Origin of the sequence: Methanobrevibacter sp., from assembly GCF_015062985.1 — an archaeon.
Taxonomy (GTDB): domain Archaea; phylum Methanobacteriota; class Methanobacteria; order Methanobacteriales; family Methanobacteriaceae; genus Methanocatella.
Map to the genome: position 1 here is coordinate 1 of NZ_SUTI01000011.1, position 19658 is coordinate 19658.

21 protein-coding genes and 1 pseudogene are annotated in these 19658 nt (G+C 34.2%); 9 read left to right on the forward strand and 13 right to left on the reverse strand.

The annotated features are described in order from the left end of the window. Both E7Z77_RS06230 and E7Z77_RS06235 read right to left on the reverse strand, forming a co-directional pair. Positions 1-88 (reverse strand): annotated as a pseudogene (locus E7Z77_RS06230) (translation initiation factor IF-2 subunit beta); the annotation flags it as partial. 125 nt (positions 89-213) lie between these two features. Continuing rightward, positions 214-2217, reverse strand: coding sequence for a minichromosome maintenance protein MCM (locus tag E7Z77_RS06235; RefSeq protein ID WP_292751547.1), 2004 nt, complete (start codon positions 2215-2217; stop codon positions 214-216). A gap of 121 nt (positions 2218-2338) precedes the next feature. On the opposite strand from E7Z77_RS06235, the gene E7Z77_RS06240 reads away from it, so the two are divergent. Then, the gene (locus tag E7Z77_RS06240; RefSeq protein ID WP_292751550.1) at positions 2339-2758 is read left to right on the forward strand and encodes a hypothetical protein; all 420 of its coding nucleotides are present in this window, start codon (positions 2339-2341) and stop codon (positions 2756-2758) included. Between the two features lies 1 nt (position 2759). Here the strand turns inward: E7Z77_RS06240 and E7Z77_RS06245 are convergent, their stop codons facing one another. Both E7Z77_RS06245 and E7Z77_RS06250 read right to left on the reverse strand, forming a co-directional pair. Then, positions 2760-3392 carry an SAM-dependent methyltransferase gene (locus E7Z77_RS06245; RefSeq protein ID WP_292751553.1) on the reverse strand — a complete coding sequence of 211 codons (633 nt, stop codon included), beginning with the start codon at positions 3390-3392 and terminating at the stop codon, positions 2760-2762. A gap of 1 nt (position 3393) precedes the next feature. Next, on the reverse strand, positions 3394-3924 hold the full coding sequence (locus E7Z77_RS06250; RefSeq protein ID WP_292751556.1) for a metallophosphoesterase: 531 nt from the start codon (positions 3922-3924) through the stop codon (positions 3394-3396). Positions 3925-4060: 136 nt separating this feature from the next. Here E7Z77_RS06250 and E7Z77_RS06255 point away from each other — a divergent pair, with 136 nt between their 5' ends. Further along, positions 4061-5152: a formate--phosphoribosylaminoimidazolecarboxamide ligase gene (locus E7Z77_RS06255; protein ID WP_292751559.1), complete on the forward strand. Its 1092-nt coding sequence runs from the start codon at positions 4061-4063 to the stop codon at positions 5150-5152. A gap of 69 nt (positions 5153-5221) precedes the next feature. Here E7Z77_RS06255 and E7Z77_RS06260 read toward each other — a convergent pair whose 3' ends face one another. The 3 genes from E7Z77_RS06260 to E7Z77_RS06270 form a co-directional block, all read right to left on the reverse strand. Further along, positions 5222-5632 carry a hypothetical protein gene (locus tag E7Z77_RS06260; protein WP_292751563.1) on the reverse strand — a complete coding sequence of 137 codons (411 nt, stop codon included), beginning with the start codon at positions 5630-5632 and terminating at the stop codon, positions 5222-5224. Between the two features lie 17 nt (positions 5633-5649). Then, complete coding sequence (locus E7Z77_RS06265) at positions 5650-6018, reverse strand: DUF5518 domain-containing protein (RefSeq protein WP_292751566.1); 369 nt, start codon at positions 6016-6018, stop codon at positions 5650-5652. A gap of 84 nt (positions 6019-6102) precedes the next feature. Then, on the reverse strand, positions 6103-8700 hold the full coding sequence (locus tag E7Z77_RS06270; RefSeq protein ID WP_292751569.1) for an ATP-dependent helicase: 2598 nt from the start codon (positions 8698-8700) through the stop codon (positions 6103-6105). 274 nt (positions 8701-8974) lie between these two features. Between E7Z77_RS06270 and E7Z77_RS06275 the strand changes: the two genes are divergently transcribed. Both E7Z77_RS06275 and E7Z77_RS06280 read left to right on the forward strand, forming a co-directional pair. Then, entirely contained in the window at positions 8975-9745 is a 771-nt protein-coding gene (locus E7Z77_RS06275) for an SDR family oxidoreductase (RefSeq protein ID WP_292751572.1), read from the forward strand. A gap of 76 nt (positions 9746-9821) precedes the next feature. After that, a complete protein-coding gene (locus E7Z77_RS06280; protein ID WP_292751574.1) occupies positions 9822-10670 on the forward strand; it encodes a HEAT repeat domain-containing protein in 849 nt (282 codons plus the stop codon). On the opposite strand, the gene E7Z77_RS06285 is transcribed toward E7Z77_RS06280, so the two are convergent. Further along, positions 10671-11498, reverse strand: coding sequence for a carbon-nitrogen hydrolase family protein (locus tag E7Z77_RS06285; protein WP_292751577.1), 828 nt, complete (start codon positions 11496-11498; stop codon positions 10671-10673). Between the two features lie 47 nt (positions 11499-11545). Next, positions 11546-12241 (reverse strand): zinc ribbon domain-containing protein, encoded by a 696-nt coding sequence (locus tag E7Z77_RS06290; protein WP_292751580.1) that lies wholly within the window; start codon positions 12239-12241, stop codon positions 11546-11548. 93 nt (positions 12242-12334) lie between these two features. Between E7Z77_RS06290 and E7Z77_RS06295 the strand changes: the two genes are divergently transcribed. Next, positions 12335-12814 (forward strand): hypothetical protein, encoded by a 480-nt coding sequence (locus E7Z77_RS06295; protein ID WP_292751584.1) that lies wholly within the window; start codon positions 12335-12337, stop codon positions 12812-12814. On the opposite strand, the gene nucS is transcribed toward E7Z77_RS06295, so the two are convergent. Further along, the gene (gene nucS, locus E7Z77_RS06300) at positions 12811-13593 is read right to left on the reverse strand and encodes an endonuclease NucS (RefSeq protein ID WP_292751587.1); all 783 of its coding nucleotides are present in this window, start codon (positions 13591-13593) and stop codon (positions 12811-12813) included. The genes E7Z77_RS06295 and nucS overlap by 4 nt on opposite strands. A 128-nt stretch (positions 13594-13721) precedes the next feature. Between nucS and E7Z77_RS06305 the strand changes: the two genes are divergently transcribed. From E7Z77_RS06305 to E7Z77_RS06315, 3 genes are all read left to right on the forward strand, one after another. Then, entirely contained in the window at positions 13722-14672 is a 951-nt protein-coding gene (locus tag E7Z77_RS06305; RefSeq protein WP_292751590.1) for an alpha/beta fold hydrolase, read from the forward strand. Beyond that, positions 14662-14937 (forward strand): DUF5750 family protein, encoded by a 276-nt coding sequence (locus E7Z77_RS06310; protein WP_292751593.1) that lies wholly within the window; start codon positions 14662-14664, stop codon positions 14935-14937. Before E7Z77_RS06305 ends, E7Z77_RS06310 begins: the two co-directional genes overlap by 11 nt. Before the next feature lie 93 nt (positions 14938-15030). After that, entirely contained in the window at positions 15031-16005 is a 975-nt protein-coding gene (locus E7Z77_RS06315) for a hypothetical protein (protein WP_292751595.1), read from the forward strand. 157 nt (positions 16006-16162) lie between these two features. Here the strand turns inward: E7Z77_RS06315 and nadA are convergent, their stop codons facing one another. Genes nadA through rnz form a run of 3 tightly spaced genes read right to left on the reverse strand, consistent with a single transcriptional unit; the run spans position 16163 to position 18768 of the window. Beyond that, positions 16163-17080, reverse strand: coding sequence for a quinolinate synthase NadA (gene nadA, locus E7Z77_RS06320; RefSeq protein WP_292751598.1), 918 nt, complete (start codon positions 17078-17080; stop codon positions 16163-16165). Beyond that, positions 17073-17861 (reverse strand): mechanosensitive ion channel domain-containing protein, encoded by a 789-nt coding sequence (locus tag E7Z77_RS06325; RefSeq protein WP_292751601.1) that lies wholly within the window; start codon positions 17859-17861, stop codon positions 17073-17075. The genes nadA and E7Z77_RS06325 overlap by 8 nt, the downstream gene beginning before the upstream one ends. 4 nt (positions 17862-17865) lie before the next feature. After that, positions 17866-18768 (reverse strand): ribonuclease Z, encoded by a 903-nt coding sequence (gene rnz / locus E7Z77_RS06330; protein WP_292751604.1) that lies wholly within the window; start codon positions 18766-18768, stop codon positions 17866-17868. Between the two features lie 64 nt (positions 18769-18832). On the opposite strand from rnz, the gene nadC reads away from it, so the two are divergent. Beyond that, positions 18833-19657, forward strand: a complete 825-nt coding sequence (gene nadC / locus E7Z77_RS06335) for a carboxylating nicotinate-nucleotide diphosphorylase (protein WP_292751606.1) — start codon at positions 18833-18835, stop codon at positions 19655-19657. Position 19658: the final 1 nt, after the last annotated feature.

Sequence of the window (19658 nt, forward strand, 5' to 3'; positions counted from 1 at the left end):
CTTTAGGAATTTTGAATCTTTTGTGTTCAAATACTTCAGGAGGTAATTGGTCTATTGCTCTTTCTAATAAATCTTCGTATTTATCCATATTATCTCTCCATAAAAATTAGTATAAGTATAATATATTAAATTTTAATTTAATCATTTATTAATGTATTGTTATATGATGAAAATTGTAATAAAAAATTCTTAAAAAATAAAAATAGTGGAAATTTAGACTACAAGTCTAAAGTATCCGGTACTTGGCTCATAGATAACTCCTTTTTGGACCAAGTTTCTAACGATTTGCTCTGTTTTATCTTCGCTCAATCCATGTTTATCGCTCATTTGAGATAATAATACAGTTAAAGGAGCATTGCCTGCATATTCCTCTTGAAGAAGTTTGATTTCTTCAGTAACCAATTGGATTTTATCCCTTTCGGATTTTCGTGTTCCGCCACCGATAATGTCAGCATCTATCTTACCGGTTTCAGGGTCAACTCCAACCTCTTTAAGACATGCCATTTGCAGTCTAACTGCAGTTTCAGCATCTTCCTTATCAACGGTATCCTTAAGTTTTATTTTTGCGCTGGCTTCGGCCAAACGAATGATTGCTTCCAGATTCCTTGCTGTAATTGGAATAGGGCCTTGCTCTTCAGTGTTACTGTTTCTTGTATTTACATAAAATTCCTGCAATATCTGGTTTGCTTCATCAGTTAAAACAGGATTTGAGTTTATACGGGCATATGCAATATATTTTCTAAGCAAATCAGGTTCAATTTCATATTCAACAGTATTCTCTTTATGTATCTTTAAGATATGCTCTGCTAATTTTGTATCTCCCTCTCTGCTTGGCTTATCTTCAATAACAAATATCAAATCAAAACGTGAAATAATAGGGGCCGGCAAATCAATTTGTTCTGCAAGTACTTTAAACCTGTCAAATCTTCCAAATTTAGGGTTTGCAGCAGCAAGAACTGAACATCTTGAATTTAATGTGGCCATAATTCCAGCTTTTGCAATACTCACGGTTTGCTGTTCTAATGCTTCGTGAAGTGCTGAACGGTCTTCAGCTCTCATTTTGTCCAGCTCGTCAACACAGACGTTACCTTGATCCCCAAGCACTAATGCACCAGCTTCAAGAGACCATCCTCCAAGCTCGTCTCTAACTGCAGCAGCAGTTAATCCTGCACCTGTTGTGCCTTTACCACTTGTATAAATACTTCTAGGAGCTAATCTTGAAACATATTTTAATATCTGGGACTTACCAATACCAGGATCTCCGACAATGAGAATGTGGATGTCTCCTCTTAATTTGGTTTCATCTTCGAGTTGCTTTGCAGAACCTCCGAATAACTGAAGTGCGATTGCTTCTTTAACTTCACGATATCCTCTGATAGATGGTGCTGTTGAGCGGATAATCTTTTCATGAATGTTAGGGTCTTTTGACAATTCTATGATTTTTTCCTCATCCTCTTCGGAAAGTTGGATTTCTTCGAATTCCTGTTCCAGAGGTTCAATATGATTTACATAAATGTAATTTTTAAATTTACCGCTTCTTTCTTCTCTGAATGTTTTTAAAGTTCCGGTAATTCTTACTTTATCTCCAGGATTTAATTTGTCTACCAAATCATCTTCTAAAATCATTAACATCTGTTTAGGTTCGGTTCCTCCAGATAAATTTTCTAAAGGTTCCTGCATTCTTGCGGTCTGGGTATCAATATATTTTGATTCCTCTTGAAGCAATCTGAATGAACGCCCTCCGCACTCGCTACATAATGACGGTTCTATAATTCTGCTTGCAGAAGTCTGTTCCACCTCATGTAATCTCATACATCCCCTACATTCAAAAACACCGGTTTCAATACGAGGCCTGATTTCATCGGTTTTCCTCACAATTCCATCCGCAGCAACAAATGTACCAATGTATTTACTCAAAAGGGTTTTTAAAGGAATTATATTTGAAAGATTCTCAAAACGGATATTGATGTCCGCATCCTTAACAAGGGGATCAATATTCTTAATAGCTATTTGCGCAGCTTCAATAACCTCTTCAGGTTTGTCAATTAATAAATCTGCCAAATCCGGGTCGAATATTTCCAATGAGCGATAATCAACATTAAGTGAACGTTCATCAGGATATTTTTCAAGTATCTTAAATACATCGTCCTTATAAGATGTTGCAAAAAACTCTTCAAATTTTGAAATTGATGTTTGTGATTTAGTAGTCGAATTCATTATCTTAATATTATTTTTTTCATACTTTAAAAAATATTGTATTATCCGGGGGGATAAGTAAAAATTATATACTATAAATTACTTATTAATATCTAATAAAATTGCTGATTATGAGGATAATATGAGAAAATCTAGATTAAGTTTATTTAAATCTACTTCTATGATGATTTCTGTTGTAGGAATTGTAATGGTTATTATAACAGTCATTGTTGTTGCATATGTAGGCTACAGTATGGTCTCATCAGGTATTACTGATGAAATATCCTCTGGTAATCAATATGATGAGCTTGCCGAGCTCAAATCCACTTATGATGATTTGGCCGTCAAGTTTGATAGTGTAAAATCTACTTATTATGCCAGCGGGCCTGATCAGGTAAAAGTTTATAATGATGCTAAACTTGAATTGAGTAGGGCAAATTCGGCTATTGAAAATGTCCAAAGTGCTTTGGATGCAGGAAAACCATCTAATGATGTTGACAGTAGGATAGAATTTGCTAAAGAGAGACTACAGGCAGCTACTGATGCTTATAATACTCTTTAACTTATTTTCTTTTTCTATTTTTTTTATTTGGCATATATTCCAACCCAACAACATACATTTCAGAACTTTTTTTACGTGATGATGCTGGTTTGGTTGTTCTGACATGTCTGAATTTTCCTTTAAGTGAATCAAGCATGGTCTTATATTCCGGGCCCTGAAATACCTTCATTACAAGATTTCCTTTTTCCTCCAGAATATTTTCAGCTATTCCGATAACTGCATAAACCAAGTCGATTGACCTGAGCTGGTCAATATTTTTAATTCCGCATAGTGACGGTGATGCATCAGACATTACAACTTTTGCTTTTCCGCCTATAAGTTCCATAATTTTTTCCTGAACTTCAGGGGTTGTGAAATCTCCTCTGATGCCGTAGTAATTTTCTTCATGGAATTTTTTAAACCGGTTCAAATCCACTCCGACTACGATTCCTTCCTCACCAACCTTTTCCAAGGCCACTTGTGACCATCCGCCCGGAGCGGCACCAAGGTCAACAACGGTGTTTCCTTCTTTTATAATCTTATACTTTTTATCCAACTGTTTGAGTTTGTATGATGCTCTTGAACGATATTCTTCTTTTTTAGCTTTTTTATAATATGGATCATTGTGTTTTTCCATTTGCCATTTGCTTCCCATATCAATCCCTCTTATATTTGTCAAAATCAAGCGCACTGCATACCGGTGAACCAATTTTCACAATTTCAACATCCACTTCTTTATTGTTAATTTCAAGCAACATCACTGTCCTGTCAGCAAGTCTGGGTACAATAGGACTTCCAGGATTTAGCAGTAATTTCCCCTCTGTCTGTTCAATTTTGGGCTGGTGGGAATGGCCTGAAACCAGGATATCAACATCCAATTCTCTGGCCAGGTAGAGTAACTGTTGGGTATCTGCCCTAGGATATACTTCTCCATGAACAAGACCTATTTTTAAATCTTCTGCTTCAATTACCTTTGCAATAGGTAGGTTAATCCCTCTTGCCCGATCCATATTTCCCTGAACTGCCACAACGGGTGCTATATCTTCAAGTTCTTCAATTACTTTTGGTGAAGTCAAGTCTCCCGCATGCATTATTAAATCAACATCACTAAATGCATCAATTACATTTTGAGGCAATATCCTTGCCCTATCTGGAATATGTGTGTCTGAAATTAAACCAATTAACATATTTTTTCAATCCTAAGTAGTTCAATTTAATTATATGTATTTAATCCTTTTTAATAATATTCAATATTCAAATAAAAACTATTATAAATTCAGAAAAATATATATAATATCATCATTCTTTTGAGGAGAAGATATAATGGGCGAAGTTAAAAAGGAAGACATTTTAGATATTTTGGCTAAATACGACAAAAGTGAAATAACAATAGCTACTCTCGGAAGCCATACTTCTTTACACATCTTGCAAGGTGCTAAAGAAGAAGGATTTAAAACCGCTATTGTATGTCAAAAAGGAAGGGAAATTCCATATCAACGTTTTGGAGTTGCTGATGAATACATTATCGTTGATGAATTCAAGGACATTGTTAATGAGGATGTTCAACAACAACTTAGAGACATGAACGCTATTGTTGTTCCTCACGGATCTTTTGTTGCATATGCTGGATTGGATAATGTTGAAGATAAATTCAATGTACCAATGTTTGGAAACAGAGATGTGTTAAGATGGGAAGCAGAAAGAGATAAAGAAAGGGCATTGCTCGTAGAAGGTGATGTAAGAATTCCTTTCAAATATTCTAGTCCGTCTGAAATTGACAGACCAGTTATGGTTAAATTCCCTGGTGCAAGAGGTGGAAGAGGTTACTTTGTCGCATCATCCACTGAAGAATTCGATGCAAAAATCGAAGCAATGAAAGCTCGTGGATGGTTAGATGACAGTGATGTCGAAGCTGCTCACATCGAAGAATATGTTTCCGGTTGTAATTACTGTATACACTATTTCTACTCAGCACTTGATGATAAAGTTGAATTAATGGGTATGGATACAAGATATGAATCCAGTATTGATGGTTTTGTAAGAATGCCTGCAAAAGATCAATTAGATATTGATTTAAGTCCTTCTTATGTAGTTACAGGTAACCATCCTGCTGTAATTCGTGAATCTTTACTCCCACAAGTATTCGACATAGCTGATAAATTAACAGAAAGCGCTAAAAAATTAGTTGCTCCAGGTTTAAACGGTCCATTCTGTATGCAAACTTTAGTAAATGATAATTTAGAAGTAATCTGTTTTGAAATCAGTGCTAGAACAGATGGTGGTACAAATACATTTATGGATGGTTCTCCTTACTCCTACTTGACTTATGGTAAACCTATGAGTATGGGTAGAAGAATTGCTCTTGAAATAAAAAGAGGAATTGAAAGGGATGAATTAGAAAAAATAATAACATAGATTGTTATTATTTTTCATTTCTTTATTTTTTTTAAGATTTTATTTAAAAAACTGGGTTTTTCACTTTAACTATTTGTTTTTGTTTTTCTTTTTATTTTTACCGATATTCTGTTTTTTTTCATATTCTTCCAATGCTTTCACACGGTTCATTTTAGCCCAAGCACCAACCAAACCGACAAATGCTCCGGTAATGAGAATAATGGTGGTTACAGTTAGGATTCCGTTTTCTGTTGTGAAAAATCCTTCTTGGAATGTTCCCATGTAACCTTGCAGTGTCAATGCTACGATTGGTGTAGAAGCAAATGCTCCTGCAAGTGTTCCAATCTTGATATTTTTTTGAGCATATCCTGCATATAAAAGTCCTATTGCTGAGAATGGATAGAACCAATCCCAATATTGGTATCCAAATAGTATAAATGCTGCAGCTATTGCTGCTCCGAAAATTAATGCTTTTATGTCTACATTCGGTAATATTTCCATATTATATCTCCAAAAATTTATTCTTTAGAAGCTAATGCTCCTCCTATGGCTCCGGTTATTCCCATAACAATTGCATAATAAATCAAATCACTTATGATAATGCCTATGCTTGCAATTCCAGAGACTGTAAATCCGGTCATTCCCGCGAAAATACCTAATGTGCTTCCGCCAAGAGTCATTGCCAAAACAAATAATATTGCGCTGATTATTGTTCCTAATGATCCTGCAACTGCAGCATTCCATAATCCTCCAATCGCACCGTCATGCGCAATATAACCTGTAATAAATCCGACAATTAATAATCCAACAAATTCATAGTGTGCAAAGAATGATTTAACTATTACGGCTAATATAAAACCAACAAATACTGCTTTCCATTTAGTCATAATATCACCTTTTTATACATTAATTAATATGTTTAATAAAAGTATTTATTTTTTAACCTTTTGTTCTGATGTGAGGATAAAAATTTAATAAATGTCCTTTAGCTTATCTTTGATTTGTTCAAGTATTGCCTGATGCATTCTTTTTGTAAATTCTCCCTTATCATTTTGATTCAACACATCCAAGTAACCTTGAGAAACCAAATTAAATGCGAATGGGCTTGGTATCACGGTATTTATGGTTTTTATTTCCATTTCTCCGTTATCGACCATGTTAATTATTTTTAAAGCATTTTTTATGTCCATATAGTCTTCGAGGGATTCCCTTCTTGCTTCTTTCAGTATTGAAAAGTCATTGTCCATATCCTGCACGAATTTCAATAATATTTTTCCCCTTACCTGCTGTCTTCCAACGGATTTTGATTCGCCCTTATAGTGTCTTAAAGTCATCAAGGACCTTCCGGCGCAGTGCCTGAATCTGGAAGCCAGTGTTTCTGTTTTGTTTAATGCATTTGTCAGTATTGTTTCAAAATTCTCTGAATTTAATTCCTTGAATGATTCCAATCCCCCAATCTTCCCGTCGGAACTCAAATAAAAGCCATTGTCCGAAATGGATATTGTCACGTTCATGTTGTATTTCTTAGCCACTATATATGCGGTAGCTCTGGATAGTGCATCATTAACTTTCCTTCCAAACAGTGAATGGAATATTACAAAACGTCTTCCTCCAAATCCTTTATAATATTCAATCAATAAAAGTCTATTGCTTGGTATTTTGGCGTATTTGTACTGTTCAACGAAGTATTCGTAAATAGAATTTGCCGCAAAGTCATCGACATAGAGATAATCATAAATAAACTCCATTATCTCTTCCTTGCTTCTTCGATATTCAAATTTTGTTTCCATGTGTGACCTGAAGCGCTGGATGTCCATTGCAAGGTCAAAGGATAAAGGCAATTGTTGTGAAAACCATGAAGGTATTGTTGGCGGTCCGCTTGCAGGAGTCACATTGATTGTCATTCCCTTTCCATAGTTAAATCTATATGTTCTGCCTCCCAAAACAAAGCTGTCTCCCTTTTTCAGACGTTCCATGAAGCTTTCTTCGATTTTTCCAACAGTTTCGCCGTCACATTTAACCAGCACTCCTGAACTGTCGGGGATTGTTCCTATGTTTGTTGAATAAAGCATTCTGGCCAGTTTTCCTCGTTTTCCGAAGGTTCTTTTATCGTAATCAATCCAGATTTTAGCATAAACATATCTCTCTTCAAGTTCAGGATATTCTCCTGCCATGTAACTTAGCACATCTTCATAATCATCTTTTGTAAGGTCTTTATAGCAGTAGCTTTTCCTAATCACGTCGTAGGCATAATCAATATCCCATGTATTTTCAATGCTCATTCCGTAGATGTGCTGCGCTAAAACATCAAGACAGTTTGTAGGAATGCTTATCTTATCAATCTTTCCTTCTTTAGCATTCTTCAATAAGACGGAACATTCTACCAAGTCGTCACGGTTTGTTACAATTATTCTTCCTTTTGATTTTTCATGGAGCTTATGTCCGCTTCTTCCTATTCTTTGAAGGGCTCTTGCAACGGATTTTGGAGAGTTTATCAACACGACAAGATCAATATATCCTATGTCTATTCCAAGTTCAAGTGATGTTGATGATACGACTGCTTTCAATTTTCCTTCTTTCAGCTTGTTTTCAGTTTCCAAACGCACTTCCTTTGAAAGGGAGGAATGGTGGGCCATTATATTAGAATCGTTATAGTTCATAGGGTACATTTTCTTCAGATTATAAACGAAGCGTTCTGTTCCGCTACGGGTATTCGTAAAGATTAATGTTGTTTTATTTTCCTGAATCAGGTCATCCAATAAATCGTACATGCCGAGGCGGGTGTCTTCTTCATCTGCCAGAACAATATCGCTGACAGGACACATCACCTCCATATCCAACTCTTTCAGGTAGTTGATGTTGACAATTTTGCAGCTTCGCCCAACCCCATATTCATATCCCACAAGGAATTTCGCAACCTCTTCCAATGGACTGACTGTTGCTGAAAGTCCGATTCTTGTAAACTGCCCAACCAGATGTTGCAGTCTTTCTAAGGACAAGCTTAAATGAACTCCTCTTTTATTTTCGGCAAGCGAATGAATTTCGTCAATAATCACATATCTGACTTTGCTTAATTTTTCCCTGAACTTTGGAGCTACTAGAAGGATGGATAATGTCTCTGGAGTTGTAATTAATATGTGGGGTGGTTTTTTAAGCATCTTTTGTCTTTGATATTGTGATGTGTCTCCAGTCCTCACGGCTTTTCTGATTCCCAAATCATGCTCTGCTATTTTTTCAATGCCCTTTAAAGGTTCGTCCAGATTTTTTTCGATATCATTATCCAATGCTTTAAGCGGAGAAATGTAAATGCAGTATACCTTATCCTCCAATTCGCCTTTTTCAGAAAGTGCGGTCAAATCACTTATTACAGATAAAAAAGCGGTCAATGTTTTCCCAGAACCTGTTGGGGATGAAATAAGTATATTGTTCTTTTTATGAATATCCATGATTGAAGCTTTTTGGGCGGGTGTGAAATCTTCAAATTCTGAGTCAAACCATTTTTTGACAAAAGGATGCAAGATTTTATAAATCTGTTTTTTTGAATATGTTTTTGTCTGTTCTTCAATCATTTTTATCCCATTTTCTTAAAACATTTGAATTATATGTATGTTTTTTTGTTGTTTTTATATATTTTATATTTCTGAGAATATTTTTTGACAAAATAATTATACAACTAGAAAATATAAAATATTCTTTATTGATGTTTGTTTAATAAACACTGTTATAAATAGGATTTATTTTAACTTAAACTCCATATTTACTGTTGAATGTTATAATAATAGTTAAATAGTTTGACTTTTATATAATTAATTGTAGGCTTAAATGCCTAAGGTGGTATAAAACATGAAAAATTATTTCGATATTAAAGACAAAGTTGCAGTAATTACTGGTGCTTCTTCTGGTTTAGGCTGGCAAATAGCACAAGCATATGCAAGTCAAGGTGCTAAAATCGCATTATTTGCAAGAAGAGAAGAAAGATTAATTGAAAACAAAGCTGAAATCGAAAAAGAATACGATGTAGATGTAATGTATGCAGTATGTGATGTAGGTGACTATGACAGCATCACTGCAGCAGTTGCTAAAGTTATGGATGAATTCGGCAGAATCGATATCTTAGTTAACGCAGCTGGTATGGGTAACAACAAAATGGTTACCGATCAATCCAATGAAGAATGGGAAAGACACATCCACATTGACTTAAGCGGTGTATACTACATGTGTAAAGCTGTCGGAGAAATCATGATTGAACAAGAATACGGAAAAATCATCAACATTGGTTCAATCCACTCCAGAGTAATCTTCCCAGGAGGAGGAATCAGTGCATATTCCTCAGCTAAAGGTGGAGTAATGAACTTAACCAAAAACTTAGCTGTTGAATGGGCTAAATACAACATTACTGTAAACGCAATTGGTCCTGCTGTATTTGAAACAGAATTAACAGTGGACTCTATTGAATTACCTGGATTCATGGACCTTATTGCAGCATACTGTCCTGCAGGCCGTTTAGGTAAACCTGGTGAATTAGATGGTATTGCAATTTATCTCGCATCTGATGCATCCAGTTTCTGTACCGGTCAATTAATCTGTATTGACGGTGGTTGGACAGCTATTTAGATAAGAGATTTTTTTCTCTTATTTTTTTCTATTTTTTTTTAAAAGATTATATATTCATTAAATCTAATTTAATATCATGTCTAATTTAAGTTTTGAAGAAGCTATTAACAACTTATCAAATAATGATGTTAAAGTTAGAAAAGAAGCTATAGAATCATTAGTTGGAATTACTGATGAATCAGCTATTGAACCATTAATTAAAGCTACTACTGATGATAATGCACAGGTTAGATTTAAAGCGGCTGAAATTTTAGGTAATATGGGGGATGTGGCTGTTGATAAACTGATTGATGAATTTAAAAATGCTGAAGGCAAAGATAAAAGATTTTTGGCCTTTGCACTTAAAGAAACTGAAGATAAAAAAGTCATTCCTTATTTTGTTGACGCAACTGAAGACGAGGACTTCGGTGTCAGAAAAGTTGCTGTACGTGCTTTAGGTGAACTTCAAGCTGAAGATGAATTGGATGCTATTGCAAAGTGTCTTGAAGATGAAGATTGGGGTGTTAAGTTAGCAGCTATTCAGGCATTAGGTGATTTGGCAACTGACGAGTCCATCAAATTAATTAAAGATGCGCGCAAGGCGGAAGATGATAAAGAATTTAAAAAGTCTTGCGGTAAAGCCATTAAAAAAGCTCAAAAAAGACAAAAAGCTAAAGAATCTGGCGAATCAATTGTAAAACTCATTCCAATGAGCACAATAAAGGAGATGGAGAAAACCAATATTCAAAAAGCAATTAAAGAATATGAACGTTATGTTGAAACAAAACAGCCTAAGGATGCTCCATATAAAAGATTGTGTGTTTTATATAGAAAAGCCAATGATTATGATAATGAAGTGAGAGTTATCGAAACTGCTATTGATGTTTTCGCCGGCAATGATAAAAAAGTGGCTTATTTCGAAAAAAGATTGGCTAAACTGAAATAATCATTTTTCAATAATTTCATAAAGATCTTCTCTTTTATTTTTCAAAAGGGGAAGTTCTTCTCTTATTTTTTTTATTTCATCCAAATCAATATCACAAATAATCAAATTCTCTTTTTCATCAGCTTCGGCTATTATTTCGCCCCATGGATTTGTGATAATGGAATGGCCAAAACTGTGATAGCTCGCGGTTTCATTCAATGCAGGTGCAACGCCAACACAGTAAACTTGGTTATCCAAGGCTCTTGACCTGAATAACAGTTCCCAATGAGCGGGACCGGTTGTCATATTAAATGCACCAGGATAAAAGAGTACTAAAGCGCCCTTTTCAACCATAATTCTAGCTAATTCAGGAAAACGAATATCATAGCATATTCCAATACCTATTTTTTCAAATTCCGTATCGGCTATTGTGAAATCATTTCCGGCTGTTAAAACATCCGATTCCTTGAAAGTAATCTTATCTTTAACATCAATATCAAAAAGATGCATTTTCCTGTGCTTTGCAATCACATTTCCGTTCCTGTCAAATAGATAGCTTGTATTGAACAGTTTGTCATTCTCCTTTTCGGGAATCGAACCTGCCAGAATATAAACTTCATGTTTTTTAGCAATATCGGATATGAAATTTAAAGTAGGGCTGGTTTTTTCTTCTTCACAATATTCAATGAATTTATCATTGGAATAAGGGCAATTAAACATTTCCGGAAGAACAATAAAATCAGCATTCTCATCAACGCTGTCTTCAATCATCAGGGCTGCGTTTTTAAGATTTTCTTCCTTGTTGTCAACAACATTCATTTGACAAAGTGCAATTTTTATTTTTGTCATGTTAATACATAAAAAATAGAAAAAAGTAGGGATTTTTTAATCCATACTTAAACAATATCTGCAGAATTTATCATAGTGTTGATATCATCTGAAGTGACGGAATTAACAGATTCACCGTTAATTTTGAAAACATATAATTTTCCATCACTAAACATTGAAACATATCTAGTATAATTTCCATCAGCGTTCTCTAAAATCATGTTTGATGAATTTCTACCATCTAATGTGATTGTTTCAACAAGATCTACATAATCACCACTAGTTTGAGCATGATTAATTCTTTCCTGTGTAATTTCTTTTAATGATGTAGCATCACTAGTAATGTTGTAATGTTCTATTATAACATTATTAGAATTTTTGAAAAATATTGCTCCAGGGTGGTCTGCATCACTACCATTAATTTGCTCCCAATTTCCAGGATGCTTAAATGAAAAGTCTCCTGCATCATATTTGACTAAATCATTAGTTTGAATAGAAGAATTGTTATTATTTGATCCAGTAAGGACAATTCCGCAAATCACAAGTAAAGTTATAAGCAATATTGTTCCAATAATTAATTTGTTTTCTTTTAAAATATTGAGTGTACTGTCATCATTGGAAGATTTTTTAACCTTTCTTTCTTTTTGGAAGATATCCTCTCTTTTAGGAGCTTCAACTTTTGTTTTTGGGAATTTATATCCGCAATTTCCACATATAGGAGCTCCATCATAACTAGGATTTCCACATTCAGGACATTTTTTCACTGCATAACCTCCATTGAATTAAGATTTGTAGTTTATAATATTTATAATAATGTTTTTATTATTATAAAAATATATTTATTGATAAGTGATATGATGGCTAATGATGAAATTATTAATATTAATGATATAAATTATGCAGTTTATAAAATTGGTGAATGGAAAAACGATTATGAGATTAATCAAATTGGTTTATCAAATGAAATTCCTGTCACTAAAAATACTTTAAATCATGTAAAATGGTCTATGGAAGAAATTAGGAATTCAAGATTCGCATTTTCCGATAAGGAAGTAAACGGTTTTGTCGCTATTGCAGTACAATTAAATCCAAAACTTCAGGATATGGATATTGATGATCTTATTGCTCTTGAAGAAAAAGAATTCAACGATATAATGGGTGAATTGGAGAATCTGGAATTGTTGGATGAAAACGAAAGCATTCCTCTTAATGGAGAAGATTATCTGATTTATAAGTTAGAAAAGGAATGTCATGTTACTAAATCAACACCCGCTAATGAGTTTACAAAAGAGTTCCATATCAGGGAACTTAAAAAAATAGAGGATGCATTAAACTAAAATGCATCTAATGTTACTTTTTTATCTCTTTTTAATTCACGAGGAGGTTCTATGGATACAAATTCAATTCCTTCCTCTTCAAGCAATTCAAGCGCATCATCCATAATTGACGGTGCAACAAGCAAGCCACGTATTTTCTTTTTTTGGGCTTTGCATTCTTTTAGATAATCGTTTTCAGTATTCTCTAAATCTTGAAGGTATCTTCTAAGCTGCTTTACTGCTGTAACTCCTGCTTTACGTGCTTTTAGCTCAAGAACCATCAGGTTATTGTCACTGTCTTTTCCTAAAATGTCGATAAATCCGTGTTCCACGCTATATTCGCGGGTAGTGGGGATGAAGCCTTCTTCAATCATATGAGGTTTTTCCATTATCATGTCGCTCATGTCCTTTTCATATCCTGCTTGTTCGAGTTCTTCAAAGTCTTCAATATTGGCATAGCTAATGAACTGGACTTGTCTTATTTCGGCGGTCAATAATTCTTTAGGTGTTCTTCTGTGGCTTTCTAAAAATAGGTTCCCATTTTTGATATAGCTTCTTGTCCGGGATTTTGGGGGTTGCCAATTCACTGGTTCAACTTTCTTTTCTTGATGGATTAAAAAAGCACCATCCGGTTTTATCATGATTATGCGTTCTCCCCAATTAAGTTCACTTAATGCCCGTCCTTCATAGTTTACTTTGCAGCATGCAAAAATTACTATTGTTGCTTTTTTACGCAGAGCATCCTGAACTAAATCATAAGCATCTTCACAGTTAGGTTTTTCCAAAATTTTATATTTCATCACAATAACATTGTTGGGTTTAGTTTAAATATTTTGTTTTTTAAAGATTTTTATTGATATTGATATTTCAAGGGGGAATTTAAATTTACGATGAGGAATACCTTGAGGATAAAAAAGAGTATTATACCATGGAATCATTTGAATTTGAGAACGGGCAAGTTTTAAATGATGTAACTGTCGAATATGTAACATTTGGAACTCCAAAATATGATGAAAAAGGTTTATTGAATAATGTCATTGTATACAATCACGGATCTTTAGGCAATTTTTCGTCAATGAGGAAAATTTTCCCATTGTCTTATGAGGGGGACCCATTTGATAAGGACAAATTCTTTTTCATCAGCATTTCAGCATTAGGTTCTCCAGGGTCATGCTCTCCATCCACAACAGGTCTTAAAAACAAATTCCCAAAATATTCTGTTCGTGACGTTGTGAATTTCCAAAAACAGTTCCTAAAAGAAAAATTCAATATTTCTCACATTTTAGGCATTATCGGCAATTCTATGGGAGGTTTTGTTGCTTTAACACAAGCTATTGAATATCCTGATTTTGCCGATTTCTTAATCTGTGGCGTAAGCACTTATAAAGTGGCGGGTCATGATTTCATTCTTTCAAGATTCGTAAATGAAATAATCGAGTCAGATCCTGATTATGCCAAAGGAGAATTGACATATTCGTTAATAAGAACATTGAGAATAGCTTGCTTGGCGGAATTTAACTTCGGTCTTTCCAAGGAATCTTTGAGGAGCATGTCAAATGCTGAGCTAAGCGCAGAATTTGAAAACTTTGGAAATGAAAGTATTGAAACTGACATTTATGATTTGAAATATTGCAATGAATGCTGCATGAATTACGATGTTGAAAACGATTTAGGTAAAATAACCGCAAGGGTTTTGATAATTACCTGCAAACAGGATCCTCACTTCCCTCCAGAATTGGATGCAATTCCGATGTCTGAAATGATTAAAAACTCTGAATTGGTAATAATGGATTCTGAATTGGGACATTTGTGTTTCAATGAACTTGAAAACATTTCATATGAATTAAAAGATTTCTTAAGTGATTTTGATGATAGTTGAGATAACAGATTATGGAAAAATCCAAGATAAAAATTTCGTTGATTATTCCGTCAGGGGATTGACTTCCAGTCAAATGGATTTCTTAAAAGCCAACCTTGACGAAGAAACTAAGATTGATGAAGGTGTTTTCAAATTAAAAATGTATTTTGATGATAAGTTATATCCTTTCCAGAGTGATGTTGCACAGTTCAGGCTAGAAGACTTCATAGCTCGTGAAGAAATTGAAATGAACGTTTTTCTGTCAAGTTTTTTAGAGGATATGTGAATTCAGATATTATTGCGGTTGATTTTTTTCCTATTTTTAGGTTTGATTAAATTTAAATAGTTAATGAAATAACTATATTAGTAAGGTGTAAAGATGTATTATCCTAGGGAATACGGCAATCATATTATGAGCTCTTTTGAATTTGAGTCAGGAAGTGTTTTGGAAAATGTGAATGTGGAATATTCAACTTCAGGCGTCCCTAAATATGATGATGAAGGAAACATTATCAATGCAATTCTTTATTTCCCAACTCTTAAAGGAGGGCACTCCATTTTAGCCAAATTCCATGATATTATTTATAATTTCAATAAAGAGGATTATTTTTTTATTAAGATTACTTCTCTTGGAGCTCCCGGTTCATGTTCTCCATCTACAACAGGTTTAAAACATAATTTTCCAGCGTATTCTGTTAAGGATAGGGTAAATTTTAAAAGACAGTTTTTGGCTGAAAAATTTGGAGATATTAAAAAAGTATTGGGACTTATTGGTGAAGGTACTGGAGGATTCGACGTTTATACATGGGCCTGCGAATATCCTGATGAAATGGAATTCATCATGGTTTTAAATTCCACTTATAAAAACTATGGCCATCGGTATGTTGTGCTTAAAGCCACTGAAGCAATGATTGATTCCTGTGATGATTTTTACAATAATGAGTATAGTCCTTCTGTAACTAAACTGATTGTTGCAATTGCAAAATTAAGGTTCATGTTTTATTATTCAGAAAATATTTTTAATGAGTTAAATAATGATGAAATAGATGTGCTGATGGATGATTATGTTGATGAAGCTTTATTCATGGATATCTATGATTTTAAATCAAGAAATGATTGCCTTTTGGAATATGATACTTTTGATAAATTATCCGATATTAAAGCAAAATCATTGATTTTAGGAATTGAAGATTATTTGTCATTCAACACTAAAAATGACATTTTACCTTTAAAGGACATTATAAAAGATTCAAAAATAATCACTATCCATGGAAAAGAAAGTTATTATAAAGAATTTGATTATACCGAAATAGGTTTGGAAATAGTATCTTTTTTAAATCAGTTTAAACACTAATCTCCTTTTTTTCGTAAGGGCACAATGCCAGTGTCTCCATTAATGCATTTAAATCAAAATTCATAATTTTTTTTATCGATTCGTTTAAAAAGCCTATCGGCGTTTGAAAAATTTTTTAAAAAATTAAAAATAAAAAAGTAAAAGCTAGTTAAACTAGCTATTTTGACACATTAAGCATGTGTTCGACTGCTTTTCGGGATTTGTCAGCAACATCTTTAGGTAATGTAACTTCAGGAGTTTCATTGACAAGGGAATCTCTTATTTTTTCTAATGAATGCATTTTCATTGTTTTACAGATTGCCCCTTCAAGCAATGGGTATAATTTTTTACCCGGAACTTCGGCATTGATTCTTGTTATCATATCAATTTCGGTTCCGATAACAAATTCTTCCTTGTCGCTTTCAGCAATATGCCTTAACATTCCGCCGGTAGACATCACAACATCACACGCTTTTTGAACTTTAATATCACATTCAGGATGGCAGATAATTTCTGCATTAGGGTACTGTTCCCTTTTAAGTTCAACGTCTTCAACATGGAATAGCCTGTGAACATAGCAGTGACCGTCTCTTGGGACAGGAATAATTTCTTTGTCAATCTTTTCTGCAACATGTGTTCCCAGGTTTTTATCCGGTCCGAATAATATTTTGTCATGAGGCAAGCTTTCGGCAACTTTCACAGCATTGGCTGATGTACATAAAGTATCAGCATGTTGTTTAGCTTCAGCAATACTATTCACATAAAGGATTACTCCAGCATCAGGATGTTCTTCTTTGGCTTTCAATAGCACATCTTCAGGCAGCATATGTGCCATAGGACATTCCGCTTCGAGATCAGGAATGACAATCTTTTTATCCGGATTTAATATATGAGCTGTTTCAGCCATGAAGTCTACACCACAGAAGATAACTAAATCTTTGTCCTCAATTTCTGAAGCTTTTATACATAACTCTAGAGAATCTCCAAGAAAATCTGCTATTTCCTGCACTTCTTTAGGTTGGTAGTTGTGTGCAAGTATTATTGCGTTTTTTTCGTCTTTCAATTTCAAAATTTCTTCTTGAATGGAACTACTCATTTTTTTCACCCATTTTCATTATATATTTTCGAATATCGTTAGCAATTATTAACTTATATTTGTCTTTAGTTCTTATTATCAGTTTACGTCTGTCGCCAGTATCAATATCTTTTACCCAAAAGGATACTTTAACTTTAATTTGTTTGAAGCTGGTTTCCCTTAAATAAACATTGGGGCTCGGTGAATCAGCTATTGCATCGTAAGTTGAAATTTTCTTAATAATATACTCACTGAATTCTTCAGTATCAATATCTAAAGGCAATCCAACAATAAGATCGACCCGGCATAGTTCATTGGATTGGAATTCAAGATATGGATTATTTGTTAATGTGGAGTTTGGAACATGGATTTTTATACCTAAATCATCAACGATAAGGGTTGACCTAAGAGATATGCGCTCGACGATTCCTTTTTTGCCATCGATTTCAATAGTGTCTCCGACTTTAATACTTTTACCAAGTATTAATATGATTCCTGAAAATAAATTGGAAATAATGTCTTGAGCTGCAAAACTCGCTGCAATACCTACAATACCTAAACTCAATAATGTTCCTGCGAGATTTATTCCAAAGAACTGTAAAATATACATTAATGAAACAAAATATATGGTGTAAGTTATAATGTCTTTCAGCAGGTATGATGCAGTCATGTCCTTGGCGCGGTTTTCCCTGTGTTTCATTACATATGTTAAAACTCTAGTAATGATTGCAGTTGAAAATATAATGATTAATATGTAAAGTAGGATTCGTGTATTATTTCCAAGTGTTGTTATGATGTCCATAGTATCATTTAAGTTCAATTTCCATTAAATCGTAAGCAATTTCGGTATTTTCAAAAATTTCTCGAGCTTCATTCAGTAGGATTTTAGAAAATTCCCCATTATAACGTGTGCTTATATGGGTCAATATTAATCCTTTACAATTTGATTGCTTTGCAACATATGCAGCATCCGCTGCGGTTGAATGCCCATGTTCCTCTGCATTTTCCTCCTCTTGCCTTGAAAATGTTGATTCATGAATTAGGAGTGTACTGTCTTTTGCAAGGTCAATCATTTCTTCACAAGGTCGTGTGTCTCCGGAGTAGGTGAATTTGATTCCTTTCCTAGGTTCCCCAAGAACTTGTTCGGGTTTTATGATTCGCCCATCAATTTCAACCGTTTCTCCATTGTGTAATTTGCCGAAAAGAGGGCCTACGGGAACTCCTAATTCAATAGCTTTTTCTCTCAAAAACCTTGGCTTTTTCTTTTCCTCAATGGAATATGCAAGAGATGGAACATTATGTCTGACGGATTGGCATTTGATGATGTATTCTTCAGTTTCTTCAATGATTCCCGGTTCTATTTCAATGAATTCAAGAGGGTATTCATATTTGCAGTAACCGAAGTTAAATATTGCATCTCTGACTTTGTACAATCCTTTAGGACCATATATTGTTAGTTTTTCTTCCCTACCGTGCAGTCCAAGTGATTGCATGAGCCCTGGAAGACCTAAGATATGGTCTCCATGGAAATGTGTGATAAATATCTTGGATATTTTCATAGGACTCACTTTTGTGTGAAGCATTTGTCTTTGAGTTCCTTCCCCACAATCAAATAACATCACTTTTCCGAATGCCTTAAGGGCAATTGAAACATGATTTCTCTCTTTCGAATGAACTGCTGAAGAAGTTCCTAAAAATATTATTTCCATATAATCACTTATATTATAGGATAAATATATATTTTAATTAAATTATTATAGTTTAGGTGATTTTTTGGATAAAATTATAGAATACATGTTGGCCGAAGATGAGGGATTCGGAGATATTACTTCAAATGCAGTAGTTGAAAAAGATTTGGAAGTGTCTGCTCAAATAATTTCAAAAGATAACGGAATTTTAGCAGGAATGGATATAATTAGAGAGGTATTTGAAGAATATGGTGTTAAAGTTAACTTCTGGCTAAAGGATGGATCTCCAATATCTGAAAATGATTTGTTAATGTCTGTTGCAGGCGATGCAAGGACAATTCTGCTTCTGGAGAGGACAGTTTTGAATTTATCTATGAGGATGAGTGGTGTGGCCAGTGCAGCCAATCATTATATTAATATTGTTAAGGATTATGATGTGAGAGTTGCCGGAACACGTAAGACATCCCCCGCAATCGCCAAATTTGATAAATATGCACTGCAAATTGGAGGAGCCGATACTCACCGCTTTAGTTTGGATGACATGGTTTTAATTAAGGACAACCATATTGCAACATGCGAAAACCCTCTTGATGCGCTTCTAAAAGCTAAAGCAAAAACCAGCTTTTCTAAAAAAATTGAAATTGAAGTGGAAACTTTGGATGATGCAATTGAATGTGTAAAAAATGGTGCAGATATTGTGATGCTTGACAATATGTCTGGTGCCGAGGTCAAAGAGGTTATTGAAGAGCTTGAAAAACTTAACATCCGCCAAAATTCATTGATTGAAGTCTCAGGAGGAATCACTGAAGAAAATATCCTGGATTATGTTGAGTATGGGGTGGACATTATCTCCATTGGAGCTTTAACACATTCCTCAAGAAGTTTAAATTTCAGTTTAAGAATTGATTAAG